General features: G+C 37.6%; 22 protein-coding genes. 18 read left to right on the top strand and 4 right to left on the bottom strand.

Annotation, left to right across the window (positions count from 1 at the left end; genetic code table 11):
* From ISX45_RS06750 to ISX45_RS06720, 7 genes are all read left to right on the top strand, one after another.
* Positions 1 to 1,299, top strand: a complete 1,299-nt coding sequence (locus ISX45_RS06750; RefSeq protein WP_194520336.1) for an MFS transporter — start codon at positions 1 to 3, stop codon at positions 1,297 to 1,299.
* Positions 1,300 to 1,378: 79 nt separating this feature from the next.
* Positions 1,379 to 2,020 carry a bifunctional 4-hydroxy-2-oxoglutarate aldolase/2-dehydro-3-deoxy-phosphogluconate aldolase gene (locus ISX45_RS06745; protein ID WP_181556151.1) on the top strand — a complete coding sequence of 214 codons (642 nt, stop codon included), beginning with the start codon at positions 1,379 to 1,381 and terminating at the stop codon, positions 2,018 to 2,020.
* Between the two features lie 137 nt (positions 2,021 to 2,157).
* On the top strand, positions 2,158 to 3,171 hold the full coding sequence (locus tag ISX45_RS06740; protein WP_194520335.1) for a LacI family DNA-binding transcriptional regulator: 1,014 nt from the start codon (positions 2,158 to 2,160) through the stop codon (positions 3,169 to 3,171).
* Between the two features lie 48 nt (positions 3,172 to 3,219).
* The gene (hxlA, locus tag ISX45_RS06735) at positions 3,220 to 3,852 is read left to right on the top strand and encodes a 3-hexulose-6-phosphate synthase (protein WP_194520334.1); all 633 of its coding nucleotides are present in this window, start codon (positions 3,220 to 3,222) and stop codon (positions 3,850 to 3,852) included.
* Between the two features lie 2 nt (positions 3,853 to 3,854).
* Positions 3,855 to 4,406 carry a 6-phospho-3-hexuloisomerase gene (gene hxlB / locus ISX45_RS06730; protein ID WP_181556148.1) on the top strand — a complete coding sequence of 184 codons (552 nt, stop codon included), beginning with the start codon at positions 3,855 to 3,857 and terminating at the stop codon, positions 4,404 to 4,406.
* A 202-nt stretch (positions 4,407 to 4,608) separates the two neighbouring features.
* Positions 4,609 to 5,562, top strand: a complete 954-nt coding sequence (locus ISX45_RS06725) for an MBL fold metallo-hydrolase (RefSeq protein WP_194520333.1) — start codon at positions 4,609 to 4,611, stop codon at positions 5,560 to 5,562.
* Between the two features lie 381 nt (positions 5,563 to 5,943).
* Positions 5,944 to 6,201 (top strand): YiaA/YiaB family inner membrane protein, encoded by a 258-nt coding sequence (locus ISX45_RS06720; protein WP_181556146.1) that lies wholly within the window; start codon positions 5,944 to 5,946, stop codon positions 6,199 to 6,201.
* 827 nt (positions 6,202 to 7,028) lie between these two features.
* Here the strand turns inward: ISX45_RS06720 and ISX45_RS06715 are convergent.
* Positions 7,029 to 7,367, bottom strand: coding sequence for a YmaF family protein (locus ISX45_RS06715; RefSeq protein ID WP_194520332.1), 339 nt, complete (start codon positions 7,365 to 7,367; stop codon positions 7,029 to 7,031).
* A 422-nt stretch (positions 7,368 to 7,789) separates the two neighbouring features.
* On the opposite strand from ISX45_RS06715, the gene ISX45_RS06710 reads away from it, so the two are divergent.
* From ISX45_RS06710 to ISX45_RS06695, 4 genes are all read left to right on the top strand, one after another.
* Positions 7,790 to 8,146, top strand: coding sequence for a hypothetical protein (locus ISX45_RS06710; RefSeq protein WP_194520331.1), 357 nt, complete (start codon positions 7,790 to 7,792; stop codon positions 8,144 to 8,146).
* A gap of 290 nt (positions 8,147 to 8,436) precedes the next feature.
* Positions 8,437 to 9,234 (top strand): SGNH/GDSL hydrolase family protein, encoded by a 798-nt coding sequence (locus tag ISX45_RS06705; protein WP_194520330.1) that lies wholly within the window; start codon positions 8,437 to 8,439, stop codon positions 9,232 to 9,234.
* The gene (locus ISX45_RS06700; protein WP_194520329.1) at positions 9,231 to 10,145 is read left to right on the top strand and encodes an ABC transporter ATP-binding protein; all 915 of its coding nucleotides are present in this window, start codon (positions 9,231 to 9,233) and stop codon (positions 10,143 to 10,145) included. Before ISX45_RS06705 ends, ISX45_RS06700 begins: the two co-directional genes overlap by 4 nt.
* Positions 10,138 to 11,118: an ABC transporter permease gene (locus ISX45_RS06695; protein ID WP_194520328.1), complete on the top strand. Its 981-nt coding sequence runs from the start codon at positions 10,138 to 10,140 to the stop codon at positions 11,116 to 11,118. The genes ISX45_RS06700 and ISX45_RS06695 overlap by 8 nt, the downstream gene beginning before the upstream one ends.
* Positions 11,119 to 11,148: 30 nt before the next feature.
* On the opposite strand, the gene ISX45_RS06690 is transcribed toward ISX45_RS06695, so the two are convergent.
* The gene (locus ISX45_RS06690) at positions 11,149 to 11,568 is read right to left on the bottom strand and encodes an FMN-binding negative transcriptional regulator (protein ID WP_309505675.1); all 420 of its coding nucleotides are present in this window, start codon (positions 11,566 to 11,568) and stop codon (positions 11,149 to 11,151) included.
* Between the two features lie 61 nt (positions 11,569 to 11,629).
* On the bottom strand, positions 11,630 to 11,761 hold the full coding sequence (locus ISX45_RS20055) for an FMN-binding negative transcriptional regulator (protein ID WP_309505674.1): 132 nt from the start codon (positions 11,759 to 11,761) through the stop codon (positions 11,630 to 11,632).
* 557 nt (positions 11,762 to 12,318) lie between these two features.
* Here ISX45_RS20055 and ISX45_RS06685 point away from each other — a divergent pair.
* From ISX45_RS06685 to ISX45_RS19535, 3 genes are all read left to right on the top strand, one after another.
* Complete coding sequence (locus ISX45_RS06685; RefSeq protein ID WP_194520327.1) at positions 12,319 to 13,152, top strand: pirin family protein; 834 nt, start codon at positions 12,319 to 12,321, stop codon at positions 13,150 to 13,152.
* Between the two features lie 551 nt (positions 13,153 to 13,703).
* Positions 13,704 to 14,342, top strand: a complete 639-nt coding sequence (locus ISX45_RS06680; RefSeq protein WP_228485654.1) for an MBL fold metallo-hydrolase — start codon at positions 13,704 to 13,706, stop codon at positions 14,340 to 14,342.
* A 21-nt stretch (positions 14,343 to 14,363) separates the two neighbouring features.
* Entirely contained in the window at positions 14,364 to 14,558 is a 195-nt protein-coding gene (locus ISX45_RS19535; protein ID WP_228485653.1) for a hypothetical protein, read from the top strand.
* Between the two features lie 628 nt (positions 14,559 to 15,186).
* Here the strand turns inward: ISX45_RS19535 and ISX45_RS06675 are convergent.
* On the bottom strand, positions 15,187 to 15,822 hold the full coding sequence (locus tag ISX45_RS06675; RefSeq protein ID WP_181556138.1) for an FMN-dependent NADH-azoreductase: 636 nt from the start codon (positions 15,820 to 15,822) through the stop codon (positions 15,187 to 15,189).
* A 309-nt stretch (positions 15,823 to 16,131) separates the two neighbouring features.
* Between ISX45_RS06675 and ISX45_RS06670 the strand changes: the two genes are divergently transcribed.
* The 4 genes from ISX45_RS06670 (at position 16,132) to ISX45_RS19885 (ending at position 19,371) form a co-directional block, all read left to right on the top strand.
* Entirely contained in the window at positions 16,132 to 16,356 is a 225-nt protein-coding gene (locus ISX45_RS06670; protein ID WP_194520326.1) for a DUF4062 domain-containing protein, read from the top strand.
* A gap of 1,152 nt (positions 16,357 to 17,508) precedes the next feature.
* The gene (nfsA, locus tag ISX45_RS06665) at positions 17,509 to 18,258 is read left to right on the top strand and encodes an oxygen-insensitive NADPH nitroreductase (RefSeq protein WP_194520325.1); all 750 of its coding nucleotides are present in this window, start codon (positions 17,509 to 17,511) and stop codon (positions 18,256 to 18,258) included.
* A 176-nt stretch (positions 18,259 to 18,434) separates the two neighbouring features.
* The gene (locus ISX45_RS06660; protein ID WP_228485652.1) at positions 18,435 to 18,803 is read left to right on the top strand and encodes a GNAT family N-acetyltransferase; all 369 of its coding nucleotides are present in this window, start codon (positions 18,435 to 18,437) and stop codon (positions 18,801 to 18,803) included.
* A gap of 436 nt (positions 18,804 to 19,239) precedes the next feature.
* Positions 19,240 to 19,371 carry a hypothetical protein gene (locus ISX45_RS19885; RefSeq protein ID WP_267240202.1) on the top strand — a complete coding sequence of 44 codons (132 nt, stop codon included), beginning with the start codon at positions 19,240 to 19,242 and terminating at the stop codon, positions 19,369 to 19,371.
* Positions 19,372 to 19,419: the final 48 nt, after the last annotated feature.

Genomic DNA, 19,419 nt, shown 5'->3' with positions numbered 1-19,419 from the left:
ATGCAAAACACAATTGCAAAATCGCGATGGTATCGGCTTATTCCCATTTCTTTTATCACGTATAGCTTAGCTTACTTGGACCGTGCGAATTATGGATTTGGGGCTGCGGGTGGAATGGCTGAAGATTTACAGATTTCAGCAGCCATGTCCTCGTTATTAGGATCACTATTTTTTCTCGGATATTTCTTTTTTCAGATACCTGGAGCTCATTATGCGGAAAATAAAAGTGCTAAAAAACTTATTTTTTGGTCATTAATTCTTTGGGGAGGGCTTGCTAGTGCAACAGGGCTAGTGAGCGACATTAAATTATTAATTGTTATTCGTTTTTTGCTTGGGGTAGTAGAAAGTGCAGTGATGCCTTCAATGCTCGTATTTTTAAGTCACTGGTTCACAAGAGAGGAACGCTCACGAGCTAACACATTTTTAATTCTGGGAAACCCAGCAACTGTATTATGGATGTCCATTTTATCTGGATATTTAGTTGAAGCAGTTGGATGGAGATGGATGTTTGTTATTGAAGGTTTCCCGGCGGTTATATGGGCATTTATTTGGTGGAAGTTAGTCAATGATGAGCCGAAAGACGCGACATGGTTAACTGTAGAAGAAAAACAACAATTACAAGAACAATTAGCACAAGAACAACAAGATTTAAAACCAGTCAAAAATTATGTGGAAGCGTTTAAATCAAAAACTGTTATTTTATTAAGTTTACAATATGCTCTATGGAGCATTGGAGTATACGGATTTGTCATGTGGCTTCCATCTATTATTAAAGCTGCGCCTAATATGGATATCGTTACAACCGGATGGTTATCATCCATTCCGTACATTTTTGCCATTGTATTTATGCTCAGCTCTTCTTACTTTTCCGATAAAACATTAAATCGAACTGGATTTGTATGGCCGTTTTTACTGATTGGATCCGTTGCGTTTTATGCATCTTATTTAATTGGAACGAGCTACTTTTGGATTTCATTTATCCTGCTTGTTATCGCGGGAGCTACAATGTATGCACCGTATGGTCCATTCTTCGCGATTATTCCGGAAATCTTGCCCCGCAATGTTGCCGGCGGTGCGATGGCTTTAATTAATAGTATGGGTGCACTTGGTTCGTTTGTAGGATCCTACATTGTCGGTTATTTAAATGGGATAACAGGAGAATTTGGTGCGTCATACATTTTCATGGCTGGTTCTTTGTTCCTTTCATCTTTCTTAACGATTGCTGCTGTTAAAGGAGTAAATAGGCAAAAAATAAAAAATGTGCCTGATGAATGGGAAGTTCATCAAGCACAAAAATAGGGGATCTCTGAATTATTATTATACTATAAATATTTTAAGCTAGCATAGTTCATTTATTAAATCTATAGGGAGAGAGAATATGAATATTTATGATATAGAAAGAAAAGGAATTGTGGCCGTTATTCGCAATGCAACTTTAAATACAATTATTCCGATTGCCCAAGCATTGCAAGAAGGGGGAGTGACAGCACTTGAAATTACGATGGAGACACCGAAGGCATTGCAAATGATAGAAAAGCTGCGCTCCGAATTTGCCAATGACACAACAGTAGGAGCGGGAACGGTGCTAGATGCGGAAACCGCAAGAGCAGCTATTTTGGCGGGGGCACAATTTGTGTTTTCTCCAACAGTGAATGTAGAAACCATTCGTGCTGTAAAAAGATATGGGATACTATGTATATCAGGAGCAATGACACCATCAGAAATTTTAACTGCATATGAGCATGGGGCAGATGCAGTTAAAATTTTTCCGGCAAATGTTCTTGGTCCAGAATATATAAAAGCAATATCCGGGCCATTTCCTCATATCCCGCTCTTACCAACAGGTGGCATAACTTTAAAAAATGTAACAGATTATATAAAAGCAGGTGCCGTTGCAGTGGGGGTGGGCAGTACATTGTTAGATACGAATAAAGAAGTTACGAGTGATTATTTACTGAAAATTAAGGAAACAGCCCGCTGCTTTGTTGAGAAAGTAACAAATGCCAAACAACGCTGTTAATTTATTTTCTGGATGCAATTATTTGATCGAGATGAATAATCTTTATCCCCATATACTGGATAAACTAAATAATACTTGCTAAAATGGAAACACGAAAAATCTAAATCTAGCTAATAAAATTAAGAGGAAGATGTCCAATGAGAAGAGTAACAATGGCTGATGTAGCTAAAGAAGCTGGGGTTTCTAAAAGCACTGTATCACAGTTTTTAAATAAACGATATGAGCATATGGGGGACGAAACGAAAGAGAAGATAAGGGCGGCTATCGAAAAACTGGGATACCGTCCAAATTATATAGCACGGAGTTTGAAACAAAAACGAACAGCGATGATCGGTATTATTGTAGCTAATATCATGCATCGAGTTTCCACAGAAATAAGCAGGGCAATTGAAGACTATTGCCATGAACATGATATGCACGCTATTGTATGCAACGCTGATGATGATCCTGTAAAGGAAAGAAAATATATTGAAATGTTACGTGCGAGACAGGTTGATGGATTAATTGTTTTTCCAACGGGTGAAAATATCGAACTGTATAAGCAGATGGAAAAAGAGAACTATCCTATCGTTTTTGTTGACCGAAAAATTGATGGAGTGAATGTAAATACGATTGTAGTGAATAATAAAGAAGCGACGCATCAGGCTGTCTCTCATCTTATTCAAAAGGGGCATAGGAAAATTGCGATTGTAACTCCCCCTTTAACGATTTATCCACGTATCGAACGGGTAAACGGATATAAGCAAGCATTAAGAGACTATAGTATAAAAATAAAGCCCGAATACATGATATCAACAGACATAAAAAATATCCTTTCTCAACTGAAAACGGTGTTTACTTTGCCTGAAAAACCAACTGCATTAGTCGCAGGAAATGATTTGTCTTTTTTTGAAGTCATGACATTTATAAAAGAAAATCGTGTTTGTATTCCGCAAGATTTAGCTATTGTTGTTTTTGATAACATCCCGTTTGCCAACATTTCAAACCCAACTATTACAACAATTGCACAGCCGGCATATGAAATGGGAAAGAAAGCGGCAGAGCTTTTACTTAAGCAAATCAATAAGGAACGCGTTGGTTCAGAACTGTATACGTTTCCATGTAAGTTGATTATCCGGGAATCTTCTAGCGGGAAGAACATTATAAATTGATAAAGCTCCCCCGAAGAAGCGGGTAAATAAAAAATAAGGAGAATTACTATGTATATTCAGCTCGCCCTTGATCGAATGACAGTTGACAAAGCCATCAAAATAACAAAGGAAGTAAATTGCTATATTGATTGGATTGAAGTTGGTACATCGCTAATTAAAGAATTTGGTATCAAAAGCATTTATACCATCAAAAATGTATTTCCCGATAAACCGCTTGTCGCCGATATCAAAACAATCGATAACGCTAAGTACGAGTGTGAGCTATGCTTTGAGGCAGGGGCCGACATCATTACTGTTATGGGAGTGGCTCCATTAGTTACTATTGAAACATGCTTGAACGAAGCAGCAAAACGAAAGAGGAACATTATGATTGATTTATTGAACGTAAATGAAACAACGTTACGAAAATTAATAGAATGCAAGGATGCCATTTTCTGCGCCCATTTAAGCAAAGACGAGCAAGAGCTTTCTGTTTCGAAAGCTGAACATTCTTTCGATCGCTTTAACATTCTGGAGGACCGCACATTGGCGATTGCCGGAGGGATTTCTATCGATTCAATCGAAAAAATTAAGCCATTCAATCCCTTGATTATTATTGTTGGTTCTGCAATAACGCAAGCCGCAGATAAAGTAAAAGCAGCGAGAGAATTAAAACAATCTATTTTATTTATGGAGGATTAACGATGAAACATCCTATTCAAACTATTTTTTATGAAATGGAGCAGGTTTTTCAGGATTTTGATCATATGAATATTGAACATGTAGCCACTCTTCTTCAAAAAGCAAATCGGATTTTTATTGCTGGGGAAGGACGTTCGGGATTAATGGCAAAAGCATTTGCAATGCGGCTCATGCACCTTGGAGCGAACGTCTACGTGGTAGGTGAGACCATTACTCCCGCGCTTCAAAAAGGAGACACATTGGTTGTTGTATCTGGTTCCGGGACAACCAAAAGTACTGTCTGGATTGCTGAAAAAGCCAAACAGCTCGATTGCTACGTAATTGCTTTTACCACTGATGTTGCATCGGAACTAGCCGCAAATGCATCACTCACTATTCATGTTCCTGCAGCGACCAAATATCGCCGCGGCCATGAGAAAAAAAGCGTACAACCATTAAGTTCTCTCTTCGATCAATGTATGCATTTAATTTTTGATGCCATATGCTTGCAGTATGCAGCTGTACAAAATATCAAGCACGAAAGCGCATTAAAACAACATAGCAATTTAGAGTAATTAGTAATTTAGTATGGGTGACCTGAGCAATCTCTTTCTGTCAGGTCACCTGTGTGTTTTGGCATGATATCATATTGCAGCAATTTTTATGATGCTCACATTTATCATCAATCCAAAATTTAGAAGAATATCTATTCCTTATCAATCTGTTATTTGATAGAATATTCAGTAAGAATAGATGAGTAGGAGAGAAGAAAAAGATATGCAAAAACCGATTGATTTAGGTCATGGAATTTCGTTAATTGATGTTTTTGATTTAGGAGTTGCTCAACGAACAGGTACATATGTGCTTCATGAAGAGAAATTAACGATTATTGAAACAAGTGCAAGTCCCTCCATTCCGTATTTACTAAAAGGATTAGAAACGTTAGGGATCGCGGCAAAGAACATCAAAAACATTATTGTCACCCACATTCATCTTGATCATGCGGGCGGTGTAGGTCTATTACTTGACAAGTGCCCGAATGCAAATGTCATCGTCCACCCAAAGGGAAAACGACACTTAGCCGATCCTTCAAGATTAATTCAAGGTGCGCAAGCTGTTTACCGTGAGAAATTTGATGAATTGTTTAATCCAATCTTACCTGTTACAGAAGAACGTCTATTTACAATGGAGGATGGCGATATATTACAAATTGGCGAAAATCGCACATTGACATTCCTTCATACGCCTGGACATGCAAATCATCATTTTTCCATTTATGATTCTCGCAGTAATGGAGTTTTCACGGGAGATACTGTTGGAGTTTTTTACCCTCAATTGCTTGAGTACGGATTAGAATTTTATTTACCTTCGACATCACCAAATCAATTTAATCCAACAACGATGTTAGATTCTGCTGATCGTCTCGAGAGCTTAAATATCGAGCGAATTTATTTTGGACATTTTGGAATGTCGAACAACCCAAGTGCTGCTTTTGAGCAATTAAGGTACTGGCTGCCAAAGTTTGTGGAAGTTGGTGAAAGAATCACGAAAGACAATCCTAACGCTTCTTTTGAAGAAAAAACAGATGCTGTATCCAGAGATCTTTTTGAAATGATTAGCGCGTTTTTAGATAAACAGAATGTACCTCGAGAAGCAGATGTTTATGAGATTATTAGCTTAGATTTAAAGGTTTGTGCTATGGGAATTATCGATTATTTACAAAAGAGATAATAAGCCATACGGGAGCAGAAACATTTGGTTTTAGACGATTTTCCGTTTCCTGATTTTTAGAATCAGAAGAAAAGAATAAACATCTATGAGCAAATTTACTCCCAACCTAGTCAGGAAAATCAATCTTTCCATAAGGATACTAACGCAAACAGTTTCCAGGACGTGTCTTTTAGTGGTGGTTCAACTCTGTAGAATAAACTGTTTGAGTAGATTTGATGCTTAGTCCATTGTGAACCCTTTTCTTTTGGTGAGGAATTCTTTTTGGATGAAGGGTCATCTCTTTCTGATGCTCTACTTAAATGGTTGAAGTCATTGTCAATAAAATATGCGATATGGAATACATTATTATGAAAAAGACTGCATGAGGAGAGGGGATTTAATATGAATTATCGCCGCCGTAACACCCAGGCGTTTACGTTTCTTGCCTGGGCTTCTTTTGTACTGTCATGCGGGTTTATGTTTATCGGTTTGTACAACTTGGATGCGCCTTTAGTGGAAAAAGGATATTATGCCGTGTGCGCCTGCTTTTTAATTATGTCTTCGTTTGTTCTTCAAAAAACGATTAGAGACAATGCAGAAGATGATGCTTACGAAAAAGAGCATCTGCCTAAAAAGTTTGAAAAAGAGGATGCAAAATAGGTATAAAGATTTTTAGCGTCAAAGATTTATAATCAATAATGAACGGACTTTTTACAGTGCCAAGTAATGAAGTGGAGAGGGTTTAATGTGCCAAAAGCGAAATTCACATGTAACGAACCGTTTGAGTTCAAGGTTTTATAAATATCGACGTATTGATTGAAATGAAGAAAAGGGGTATTACTATTTTAGAGTTTAGTTTGATAAACAAGGAAAGGATTTATTCCATATCAAGAAAATATGATCGCAAACATCTATTACGTTAAACGAAGATTTGCCGTAAATGATTCGCTTGCTAAATAAAATAAATACCTTCTCAAAAAATTTTATTATTTTGAACCTAGCGTTGTTTATCCAATATTGGATAGTGAAAAAATACCGAACATCTCAAAATAGGCAACGTATAGTAACTTAGAAGCCTTAGCCCTAAATTCTATAGGGTTAAGGTGTTTAATTTTTTCTGAAATCATTTATCATTTTTATTTTATTTAATTAAACTATGTTCTAAATAAACATAATAAAACATGTACGACAACAACGAACGAAAAAGCTAGCTTATAATAATAGGTTTAATAAAAAATTATGTTATCTTATGATACAGTGGAATGTTTGGCTTGGGCGACTGTTTCATTTGTCTGAGCAGTTGGCTAAGATTATGAACAATTGGCCCCTTGGATATGTGTTTGAAAATATTATTCCAATACTAATTAGCAGTGACAAATAAACAAATTGATTTTATAATCCAGCTAAACTATTGGGAGAATAGCAATTAAAAAGCAGCCTTATTTATGGCTGCTTTTTTCGTGTAGATAATAGAAACAAAGGTGAGTTCAGCGGGTTCCGGGAGCGGGCTTATCAACACCTGTCACACGATGTCTATGACCGTGATCTTCTGTTGTGTAGAAATCGTAATAATGTACGTGCATGCCATCTCCAACTGGAATAGCTGGACCTGAGTATGCTCGATAATAATGTGTATGCCCATCTTCATATAACACATAACCTTCAGTATAGTGGATGTGGCTTCCATCTTCCGTAGGAATTGGTGGCGATGTGATATCTAAACATTGATGTACATGCCCATCTTCAACAGAAGTATAATCCACTGAACCGTGATTATGATTTGGGACAAAACCAGAGACAAAATCATCTTTGCCCACCCTTTTCATAACGACACCCCATTCAAAAAAATTATAAGATATCGCTAATATATATGAATGGGTGTAGGAAATAATCATAATTTATGAACGAGTTTCATTTGTGTAAAAAGGACAAGCATTTCTTTACTTACGACATGACACAGGTTCATTAACATAATTCCTTACGAAAAGCGAATAAACAGAGTATGAAAGTTTTCATGTTATGAAAGAGGAGAACATTTAATTTACATAATATATTTATTATAAATTTTTTACTTAGTTACTTGAAAACTTCGGATTGCCAAAATACTTATAATTAATAATGTAGGAAATCTATGTCCATATTTGTGTTTTCCCAATTGACATAAAGAGAAGAGGGAATATTATATACTCTATATAACATTCTTTTGGCACCTAAAGTTTTTCAACAAAGGAGTAGGAGGAATAAGGAAATGGAAGTAAATCAAACATTCTTAAGACGATGGTTGTATAGTTTGTCTATTACGCTAGGCGCTTTAATTGCAATTACAGATTATAATGCAGATGAACCTTTTAATGCGATTATTCTATTGTTCATATTTGGAGTATTTTTAGGGGGTATATATCCGAGCGGAGCATGGAAATTTAGTATTGCTTTAGCCGTATTTATCCCTATAATCAATGTTTTATCGGTTATCATTCACGGAAGACATGATTTGTTTATTTCACAAGGAATTGGCTCCTTCATAGCATTAATACCTTCCGTAATAAGTTGCTACATTGGAGCATGGATCAATAAATTTTTAACTATTCGCCATGCGGCTGAATAAAAGCATCACATCGCTATTAAGAAGAGATTAATTGTAAAAGAAATGTGTTACAATTAATCTCTTTTTTGTGACCTAACAATACTTTCAAAACATCCAAACGGAACCGCTTAGCATTAGACGTTTTGAACAGTCAGTACATTTCTCTCTTTTTAAATACCGAGCGGGCTTTTCACATTTTTAACATTTATCATGGTTGACCTGCATTATCATCGGCTCTTTATAAGTGCTTAATACGGACAGATGTTGTATGATGTAAATAATAAATGGGCTCTGATAGAAAGGATGGTACCGTGAAAGTAACTACAGTTAAGGTCATCACAATTCTCTCTATCCTTGCAAGCGGATTGTGGCTTGCCGGATTAGGAATGACAATCAAAGATCAATTTTTTCACGGAGCTGTATCCCCGGTAAAAGAATCACATTTGGGGGGAACGTCAAACGACAAAAAGGAGAGGTTCTATCTTGTTGCGCTCGGTGATTCATTGACCCGGGGAACGGGAGATGAAAGCGGGAAAGGGTATGTCGGCTATGTACTTGATGAACTGAAGGGAAAAACGAAGCAACCTATTTCGATGGCGAATTTAGCCATTAAAGGACAACGATCCGCTGGATTAGTCAAGCAGCTTCAACAAATAGAGGTGCGCCGACAGCTCCAACAAGCGGATGTCATCTTGATGACCATCGGCGGGAACGACTTGTTTCAAGGTGGGGAAACGCTAAGTCATTTTTCGATTGACCGAATTAATAAAGCGAAAGTCGATTACCTTCAAAATTTAGATACGATTTTCAAAACGATTCGCACGGTCAATCCGCAGGCTATTGTATTTTACATCGGTCTTTACAATCCGTTTAACGATCTTCGTGATGCCAAAACAACATCGGCGATTGTGCGCCAGTGGAATTTTGACTCAGCGGAAATCGCCGCCCGTTATCCAAACATCATCGCTGTTCCGACGTTTGATTTGTTTGAACTTCATGTCAATGATTATCTTTATAGCGATAAATTTCATCCGAATAAAGAAGGATACAAACGAATTGGTGAACGTGTAGCTTCCTTGATTACGCTCACAAAGGAGGAAGGCAAATGACAAAAAACGCTACCCTCGTCGTTACAGATTTGCGAAAAACGATTCGAAATAAAGAAATTATTAAAGGTCTTTCGTTTGAATTAACCGAGGGGGAAGTATTTGGGTTTTTAGGTCCAAATGGTGCCGGAAAAACGACGACCATTCGTATGCTTGTTGGACTGATTAAGCCGACATCCGGACATATCTCTATATGTGGGTATGATCTACATCGCCAATTTTCCAAAGCAATTCGAAATATTGGCTGCATCGTCGAAAATCCGGAGCTTTACCCTTATTTAAGCGGATGGGAAAACCTTGAACATTTTGCTCGAATGGTACCTGATATTCCCAAAGAGCGAATTGTGGAAGTTGTTGAATTAGTCGGGCTGCAAAATCGGATCCACGATCGGGTAAGAACGTATTCATTAGGGATGCGGCAACGCCTTGGTATTGCTCAGGCGCTACTTGGGAAACCGAAAATCTTGATTTTAGATGAACCAACGAACGGATTAGATCCGGTTGGGATTCGGGAAATGCGTGAGTTTATTCGCTTTTTAGCGGAGACAGAAGGATTAAGCGTGTTAGTATCTTCCCATTTGTTAAGCGAAATTCAATTAATGTGTGACCGTGTTGCGATTATGTCCAAAGGGAAGATGATTCGAATTGATACAGTCGAACATCTTTTAAAAGAGCAGGCACGTGTTGCTTGGAAAGTGAATCCTGTTGAGACCGCTAAAAACATTTTATCGAAAGAAACAGTGGTCATTAGTGTACAAGGTGGCACGCTGATTACCCCATATGAAGCAAAACAGCTTCCAAAATGGAATGAGAAATTGGTACAAGCAGGGGTGGAAGTAAGCGAAATTCAACCGAAACTGCCGACGCTAGAAGATTTATTTATCGACCTGACGGGAGGGGAGACGATTGATTAACCTCGTTCACAACGAAATGGTAAAAATTGTTCGGAAAAAGCGCCTTTTCATCATTGCTGCCATTATCGCCGTTCTCGTCGCTCTCTTTACATATGCCCAATTTAAACATGTTCAAGACTTGCAAGAGAGGCTAGGAACCAACGATTGGCGGACTCAACTTCAGCAACAAATTATTGATGCACAAAATCGATTAAATTCAAGCGGTCTGTCTGACGAATGGAGGAAATATTTACAAATTCGTCTCCAGCAACAGCAATACTATTTAGATCATGATATTAATCCATCAGCGCCGGGCGCGCCAACTTTTATGCGAATGTTTATCGAAAACTCCATTGACTTGTTTCTTCCGCTTATGGTTATGGTCATTGCTGCTGATTTAGTGTCTTCGGAAGCGAGCGGGGGTACCATCAAATTGCTTTTAACAAGGCCTGTAAAAAGGTGGCGAATTTTACTCAGCAAATACATAGCCATGATTTTATCGATTTCATTTATTTTGTTATCGGTAACGATCATCTCTTATCTTATCTCAGGAGCGGTATTTGGATACAAGGGATGGAATTTACCATTATTAACAGGATTTACAATTAACGGGGAAGAATTAAATACTTCAAACGTTCATTTACTTCCGCAATGGCAGTATTTGCTTATCGAATTAGGACTTGCTTGGTTTGTTTCTATTATTGTCGGTACATTAACATTCATGCTTTCAGTTTTGATGAGAAGCACAGCTGCTGTGATGGGAATTATGTTAGCAGCGCTCATTTCCGGGGCGATATTATCGAGCATGGTCTCTTCTTGGGAGTCAGCGAAATATTTGTTTATGGTCAATTTGCGCCTCACTGATTACATTAGCGGCACAGCACCGCCAATCAATGGAATGACACTCGGATTTTCTATGGCCGTTCTGGCGGTTTGGGGCTTCATTGGATTTGTTGTTTCTTTTGCTGTGTTTACGAAAAGAGATGTGTATTAAGGGGCAAGAAGGTAAGCGCATATTGTTTGCTTACCTTTTTAGATTTTCTTCCATCATTTTTGCAATTTCTTGCGAATGATATTGGTTTGTTGTTTTTAAACCATGGATCACGCGATGTTGTCTTTGGATCGAACGATTCTGACTTAACTTCCATTTCTCCTCTATTTCGTTAATGGAGATTTCAAAACCGACAATGCCATTTAGCAAACCATCTATAAATGGATCATGGGCATTCATATTCCAAGGATGAGGCAACGATGATTCGTAAACTTTCACTGTCTTTTCTATGGCTGTCACTAGCTCCTCTTTTGTCTCCATTAATGTAAATGTTCCATATACGTGAACAGATACATAATTCCACGTCGGGATAGTATTTTTTTCGTTATAACAGGATGCTGAAATATACGCATGGGGGTCAGGGAAAACGACAAGAACCTTTTTTCCATGCAATGATTCCAGTGCAGATTGTGTTTTGCCATATGCCTCAGCAATACACCGTTTTTGCCTTTGTCTACATCAAGTAGAAATGGGTCGCAAATGGTCCATTCTCATTTTGAGAACACAAAATGCCGAAACTATTGTTTTTTATAAAATCGAATAATTTTTCTTGATCATGAACTTCAAATGCTTTAGGTATGTACATCACTATTTCCTAGCTACTAAAATCTTATAAATATCGAGGTCATATCTCGATAGAACCAGCAAAACTGCTTGCCCTTGCCGCTTAGATTCTTATAGAGTTCCTTCCCATGTCATTCATCTGGCGTGAAAGATGTACCGTGGCTTGCTGTTAGCGACAGCATCGTGCATTTTTCCTTCCATCGGTCAGTACGTGGCAAAAGGGTCTACGCCTCCTTTAGTTAAGTTTGATATTGGTTCAGCCGACAATTTCTATGTTATTTCCATACAAAATAAAAAAATCCCAACTGCAACTAATAAAAGAATGATGGACTAGAGCAGTCACGTACCGCTATTTATTACGTGCGCATTTATGCATAATTTTGAGCTGTTGCTCTGGTTTATAAATAGTCTAGTTGTGAATCTATAACTCGATTGATCGAGGAGATGCATAAAATAAAATTTTGTATGCAACGTGAACATCTACACAAATACAAATGGTTGTAACTCTTGTTTGACATCAAAAATGGTGGAAATATATGATAAACTTATATAAAATTCGATTCATTATTAGGAGGTCCTATGCAAAACCAACGAGGCATTCGCCGTATAAAAACGGTACAGTATCAAACAAACAGCTCAATTCATCGGAATGGATTTGTGTTAGAACCTGGGAACTGGAAAGAGTACGATCCTTTTTTAATGTTAATGGAGGATTTTTTTCAAAGGGGAACGTTTGATTTTCATCCGCATCGTGGCATTGAAACGGTGACATATGTCATTGATGGTACACTGGAGCATTTTGACAACAAAGCCGGACACGGAAAGCTCGGACCGGGGGATGTGCAATGGATGACTGCCGGAAAGGGTGTTATTCATAAAGAAGACCCGGCTCCCGGTTCTACGGTGCACAGTTTGCAATTGTGGATTAATTTGCCGCGCTCAAAAAAAATGACAGAGCCGCGTTATCAAAATTTAAAAAGCAAAGACATGCCTGTGCGTAAAGAAGAAGGAGCCATCGTTCGTGTGTTTTCTGGTTCTTCAAAAGGCGTGCAAGCTCCGACGCTTAACCACGTGCCTGTCACCATGGTAGAAATTTTACTTGAATCCGGAGCGAGTGTTGTGCAAGATTTGCCTGGGAGTTATAATGGCTTTCTCTATATTCTGGAAGGTAGTGGGACTTTTGGTGTTCATCAAACGGAAGGAAGGGCTGGACAAGTATTATTTTTAGATTCAGCCGATGAAGCTCGAGAGAGTGAAATTACCATGACTGCCAGAGAAAAACTCCGCGTCTTGCTGTATGCAGGTGAGCCGATTAACGAACCGGTTGTCGCATACGGACCGTTTGTCATGAATACACAGGAAGAAATCCGTCAAGCGATGATCGATTACCAAACAGGGAAATTTGATGAATAGCCAATATCCAGTGAAGTTACCTAAACAGCTAAAAAGATTCTATTATCCGGTTTATAAACATCTTTCAGGGCAGCTTTATTAGATGCGTTCCTTTGTTGGAACGCGTTTCATTGTTTAGTCTGTAGTAAAAATCTACTAACCAATATTTTTGTACAGAGGGAGATCTTTTCATAAAGGATCAGCATCTCTCCGCCGCGCACTATCAAAAACGATTCGCTTTGCTCCGCGTCTGGTAAGAAATGAAGTAAGTCTGGCGAAATTTCTATCTAAGTGAATCGTTTAGTAGCGTTGACAAGGAGCTTATGGGGAAGGTTATGATCGGCGTGTGATTGGTATTAAGCATAGTATTTCAAGGGTAAATGTTTTTAATAAAAAGTGGTATTTATTCAATTGTATAGAAGATTGATTATTCGGAGTATGAGTTGGGCTCTTATTCGTACTTCCTCTAATTTATTGTCCAACAATTAAGTGCCAATTAAATGTTGTGGGAAATATTATAATAATCGTTAAAAAGTAGATAAAACTATTACAAGAAGAAAAGAGTGATAGGGTTGAAGATTGAATTTCTTGGAACAGGAGGGGCAATGACCATCCCGCGCCCACTCTGTCGTTGTCGAGTGTGTGAAGAAGCGAGAATAAAAGGTGTACCGTATAGTCGTTCAGGTCCTGGTTTATTTGTGCACGGACCAAATATATTGCTTGATACGTCAGAAGATATATATTATCAAATCAATCGTTCGAATATTAACGAAATAAACGCGGTATTCTATTCTCATTGGCATCCTGACCATGTGATGGGAAGAAGAATTTTAGAATCTATCAATGCCGATTGGAGAAACTACCCACCAAAAAATAAACAAACCAATGTATATTTACCTGAACAAGTAGCCGTTGATTTCAATCATCGTCTCGGAAGCGGAGAACATCTTAAATTTTTTTCTGAACAAGGATATATACGAATTCATGAAATAAAAGACGGTGATAGCGTTTGGATCAATGAGATAGAAATACAGCCATTCCGTCTGGCAGAAGCCTACGTTTATGCGTTTTTATTAAAAACGCAAGAGAAAAAAGTTTTAATCGCACTTGATGAACTTCATAACTGGAAGCCCCCTCAAACACTACAAGGTATTGACCTTGCCGTTTTACCTATTGGCATTTTTGAATATCATCCTTTTACAGGCGAATGATTAATATCTTCTGGACACCCTGTGCTAAAAGAGGAAGCGACTTTTTCAGAAACACTCGAAATTATTAAAGAATTGAATGCTAAAAAAACGGTATTAACACACATCGAAGAAATGAACGGGTTGAGTTTTGATGAACTAAAAGAAGTGGAAAGGCAGCTAAACAAAAAAGGTCTGGAAATTAGAATAGCGTATGACACCTTTATAGTAGAGGTGTAGCCCTGGATGTCAGTCAAACATCAACTATCTCTACTACTTAATTGAGGCTTCGTAACGAGTGGAAGTGGGAGCTTGTAAGTATCCAGCAGTATCAACGTGCCAAGCACCCCTGCCTTCACTTGACCTCTGCATCGACTGCAAGAGACATGCTGAAGCAGCCGACGTTCGTACTTTTCTTTTCCCCATACAACAGATATTACAACAGATATACGGTTATGTTCAACGTTTTACGGTGGCAGCAACTTCTTGCTACCAACCTCATATGTTAAGCGTCAAAGAACGAATAGGAGTGCTTATATGTATTCTAGACAAAATAGAGCGAACGCCTTCGAAAAGAAGAGAAGCGTAAAGCAGTTCTTGTATGTCGCTTATTGTTCGGATATCACAGACAAGTCGCATACAATCTACGATCCCTATTCAAACGTTAGTTAAGTGGGCAGGTATTCGTATTTCTTTCATAAGGCATTACAAGGAAACAATGACAAAAAGTAATCCAGCAAACGATAAGTACACAAATACAAAAAAGGAAAGAGTGACTGGTTAATTGTTACAGTCACTCTTTTTCTCTTCAATGAATTCAAGTGTCTGTTTTTCATACCCCTTCTCGAAGTAAAACGTGGTGAACGAATTAGAAGTTTTTCGCTACTTCCTCTGCTTGTTTAATTGCTTTTTCTTTAATGCTTTCTGCTTCATTTGGGAATTGTGCCATTCCTTCTACAATAATTGATTGAACATTTGTAATGCCGATGAAGCTGAGCACAGTTTTTAAATAACGGTCTCCAAACTCCATGTCTTTCATTGGACCTTCGGAATAAATACCTCCGCGGGCTTGGATATGTACCGCTTTTTTATCTGTTAATAACCCTACAGGTCCGTTTTCCGTATATTTAAATGTTTTACCTGCCATACAAATTGTATCAATATACGCTTTCATTTTTGGTGGAAAACTAAAATTCCACATAGGAGTCACAAATACATATTTGTCTGCTTCGATAAACTGGTCCGTTAATTGGTTAATGCGGCTGACTTTTTGTTTTTCCTCTGCGCTTAACTGATCAAAAGCATGTCCTTGTTGGAGTTTTCCCCAACCGCTAAACACATCTTGATCAATGTGCGGAATATCGGTCTGATAAAGATCCAATTCCACTACTTCATCTTGTGGGTTTTGTTGTTTGTAGGCATTTAAAAATGCTCGGCCGACAGATAAGCTGAACGATTCATTTTCCGTTTTTGGATTCGCCGTAATATACAATAATTTTGCCATGGTAATTCTCCCTTTCTTTGTTTGATGAAATCATCCATTATTTTTTTCAAAAAAGCGAATACCATACCTTTTGCAACGTGTTTGGTAGGAAGGGGTACTTCTAAACAATAAATATAATAAAGTAACTTACTTACTTTTGTAAAGTGATATATTCTCCATGAAACGGTAATTTTTTTCTACAGCGAATACGTATAGAAGGGCTGTTGAATCAAGTAATTCCATAGCTGTTGTCTCGATGACAACGAACATATATTCTTATTTATGTTATAATAATATTTAGAAAACAGTTTGAGGTGAGGCGGTGCTATCGTGTATAACACGACCATTTTTATCAGCTCTGTCGCCCAAGACTCTCTGTCTCCTATACGAAAAATTGTATTTGAAGAGCTCAAAAATATGGGACATGAACCAATTCGCTTTGAAGATACGATGCAATATATTCATCAGGATGCTGTCCGAATAATACGGCCACAAATTAAACAATCGCTAGTGAAGCATTTGAGTGAACGTAGAAAAGAGCCTGATTCGATGTAGGAGTTTATTCGTGAAACCATTAAAGATTTATCTCAAGCAGCTGAACATTATGTGTGGTATTTTCTGTATGATGCCGAACAAAAAGGCATATATTTTGAAAAATGCTCATTAGGTGTTGAAATTCTCCCAATATAAAGGGGTATCTTTCAGCACGACTCAAAGAAAGCCTCCACTACTTCAATATTCGTTCCGAAATCGAAAAAAGTAGTTATACGGCGATTTTTATGAACTTTCCCTTGAATTCATCAACTTATTGCATAACGGACAAATTACCAATTGGAGAAGACTGATGGTACTTTTGCGTTCAAATATGGTCAGATGCAATCGTTATGTGACAAACACCAAGTACCAGCAAGAAGCAATAGGGGCATTAATGGATTGTAGAGCGGTTACCCTTTATGAATAAAGGGGAAATCAGATGGTGTGTAAAGAATATGATGGGTTGATGACCCCTGAAATCAAAGAGTTTTTCCATTTGGGATAGACCGAACAGGGGACCACTGATATTATCTTTTGTAATCAAGAGTTTACAGTTTACAATTCATAATGAGTTAGCTGTAAAGATAACAAAAGCAAGGAATCAAGAAGGAGATATTGTAGAGGGCGTTAATTACAACATATTTGATTTTTTACACCAACTAAAAGGAAATGACAATTTATGATGAACATTTCCCTTTTGGCTTGCCCATGGAATAGATTATGTTACTAGGATAGAAAAAAATGCAATATTGCATTTAAACGCTAACTTTTAAAAAGAAAAAAATAGATTAAGGTAACATAATAAAATTATCGTAAACTAAAAGCCGCAATTCTAAATGAATCGTTTCATAACCAGAAAAGAAATGATTAAAAGAAGAGTTGTTAAAAAAATTACATTACAAAGAAGGACAAGCCATGGTATTGAACGCATCCTACGGGTATCGTTTAGGCATCGATCTGAAGAAGGAAAGAAATCGAGGGAGAATATCATTTTGTTCAACTTTATATAAAGAGTGCTCAAGAAGCAGATGAATGGTGACGAAAGTGATTTAGATCAAAAGAGTAGTGTATTTTTATCAATATTTGAAAGCTAAATATTTTTTGACCTTTTCTTTTTTGTTATGATGAATAACAAAGAAAAACTTTATCATTATTGGTGTAGGAGGGAAAGAAATGAATCAAGTCATTGAAACGATTTTACAGCACCGTTCCATTCGAAGATTTGAAGACCGCGCTCTATCCGATGAACAAATTCGTACCATTGTCGAGTGTGCCCAGGCAGCTTCCACATCCAGTTTTATTCAGGCATATTCCATCATCGGGGTGAAAGATAAAGAGACGAAACGGAAGCTCGCTGAGTTAGCGGGAAATCAGCCATATGTGGAGAACAATGGTCATTTCTTTATATTTTGCGCAGATTTGCATCGCCACGAGATTATCGGCGAAATGGAAAACGCCGATGTATCTGCGGCGTTAGAAAGCACCGAAAAGTTTATGGTTGCGCTCATTGACACGGCGTTGGCAGCGCAAAATGCTGTAATCGCGGCTGAGTCAATGGGATTGGGAGCTTGTTATATCGGCGGTTTGCGGAACAACTTACCCGAAGTGTGTGAGCTCTTAAAAGTTCCGAAACAAGTGATTCCGTTGTTCGGGATTGCAGTAGGGTATCCGGCGCAAAATCCTGATAAAAAACCGCGCTTACCTTTCCATCATGTTTACCATGAAGAAACATACGAACAAGATCGTTCCAAATTAGAATACCAACTAAATCAATATAATGAAACGATTTCGTCATATTATGAAAAACGTACAAACGGAGAACGCCGTGACACATGGACCGGACAAATGGCCAGCATGCTTAGTAAACAGGTTCGAATGTATATGAAGGAGTTTGTCGAAGGAAAAGGTTTCAATTTAAAATAGCTCATGAAAGGCAGATATACATGGCAGAAGAAGGAGTTCTTCTGTCATGTATGATCATTTTTTAGAAAAAGGTCTATAAAAAGAACAAGTAGCTTCTCGTCCATGTTGTCATGAAGTGATCAAGAATAAACTTTTTAATGTTTTGTATCGAAAAGCAAAAGCAGAGGTGTTCACGCATGACTGTCATTGAAACAGAGCGATTAATATTAAGGAAAATGGATTTTCGTGATGAAGATAATCTGATGAAAATTTTTTCTGATCCGATAGCCATGCGATTTTATCCTTCTACAAAGACCAGAGAAGACGCAAAAAAATGGATTCAATGGAATCTGAATAACTACGAAAAACATAGTGCCGGTTTGTGGATTTGTGAATTCAAGGAAAATGGCGATTTTGTTGGAATGTGTGGGATTGTCCCACAGATTGTTGACGAACAACATGAAATGGAAATTGGCTATTTATTAGTGCGCGAACATTGGGGAAAAGGTTTAGCAACAGAGGCAGCGAAGGCATCAAGAGATTTCGGATTCAATGTTCTTAAATAGACTGATTTCGATGATTTACAAACTAAACACACCATCTATCAGAGTTGCTGAGCGAGTGGGTATGACGTTTGAAAAAGAAACATTGATTCGCGGTAGGGAGACACTCGTTTACTCGATTGAAAAATCTGTATAATGTTTTGGTGGTAACAAGTTTCTTCAACTAAAGAGCAGTTAAGTTAAAAAACGAAATCACGTCTTTTAATCGTCGCAATTGTCATGATTATAAAAATTTAACAGGGGAGAATGTCGTTGATCAATTACAATAACCAGACACAAGAAGGAAATATAGTGATTGTTACATAATCGAGGGAAATAGTAAGTGAATATTTAGCAACGATGGAAGCCCAGAATTTAGATATAATCACGTTAATATCAAAAATGAGATTAATGGTGAAAAATGCAAGTCTATTCCTAATCTTTTGTCTGAATATAAAAAATGGCAGAAAGTGATTTTTTATCACGTAATGATTTTATAACCGAAAACAAAGTCATTCAGCAATCGGCTATGTATCATTATGAAGAATTTAAAGAGACTGAAGACCCTAAACAGAGAGAAGTAGCTGCATAGGCTCGGCTACTTCTCTCTGTTTAACGCGTGTCCATTTTTATGCCACAC

Origin of the sequence: Thermaerobacillus caldiproteolyticus, from assembly GCF_015326725.1 — a bacterium.
In the GTDB taxonomy this organism is placed as follows: domain Bacteria; phylum Bacillota; class Bacilli; order Bacillales; family Anoxybacillaceae; genus Thermaerobacillus; species Thermaerobacillus caldiproteolyticus.
Note: the sequence above shows the minus strand (reverse complement) of the source record. Positions and strands in the feature narration are given on the sequence as shown.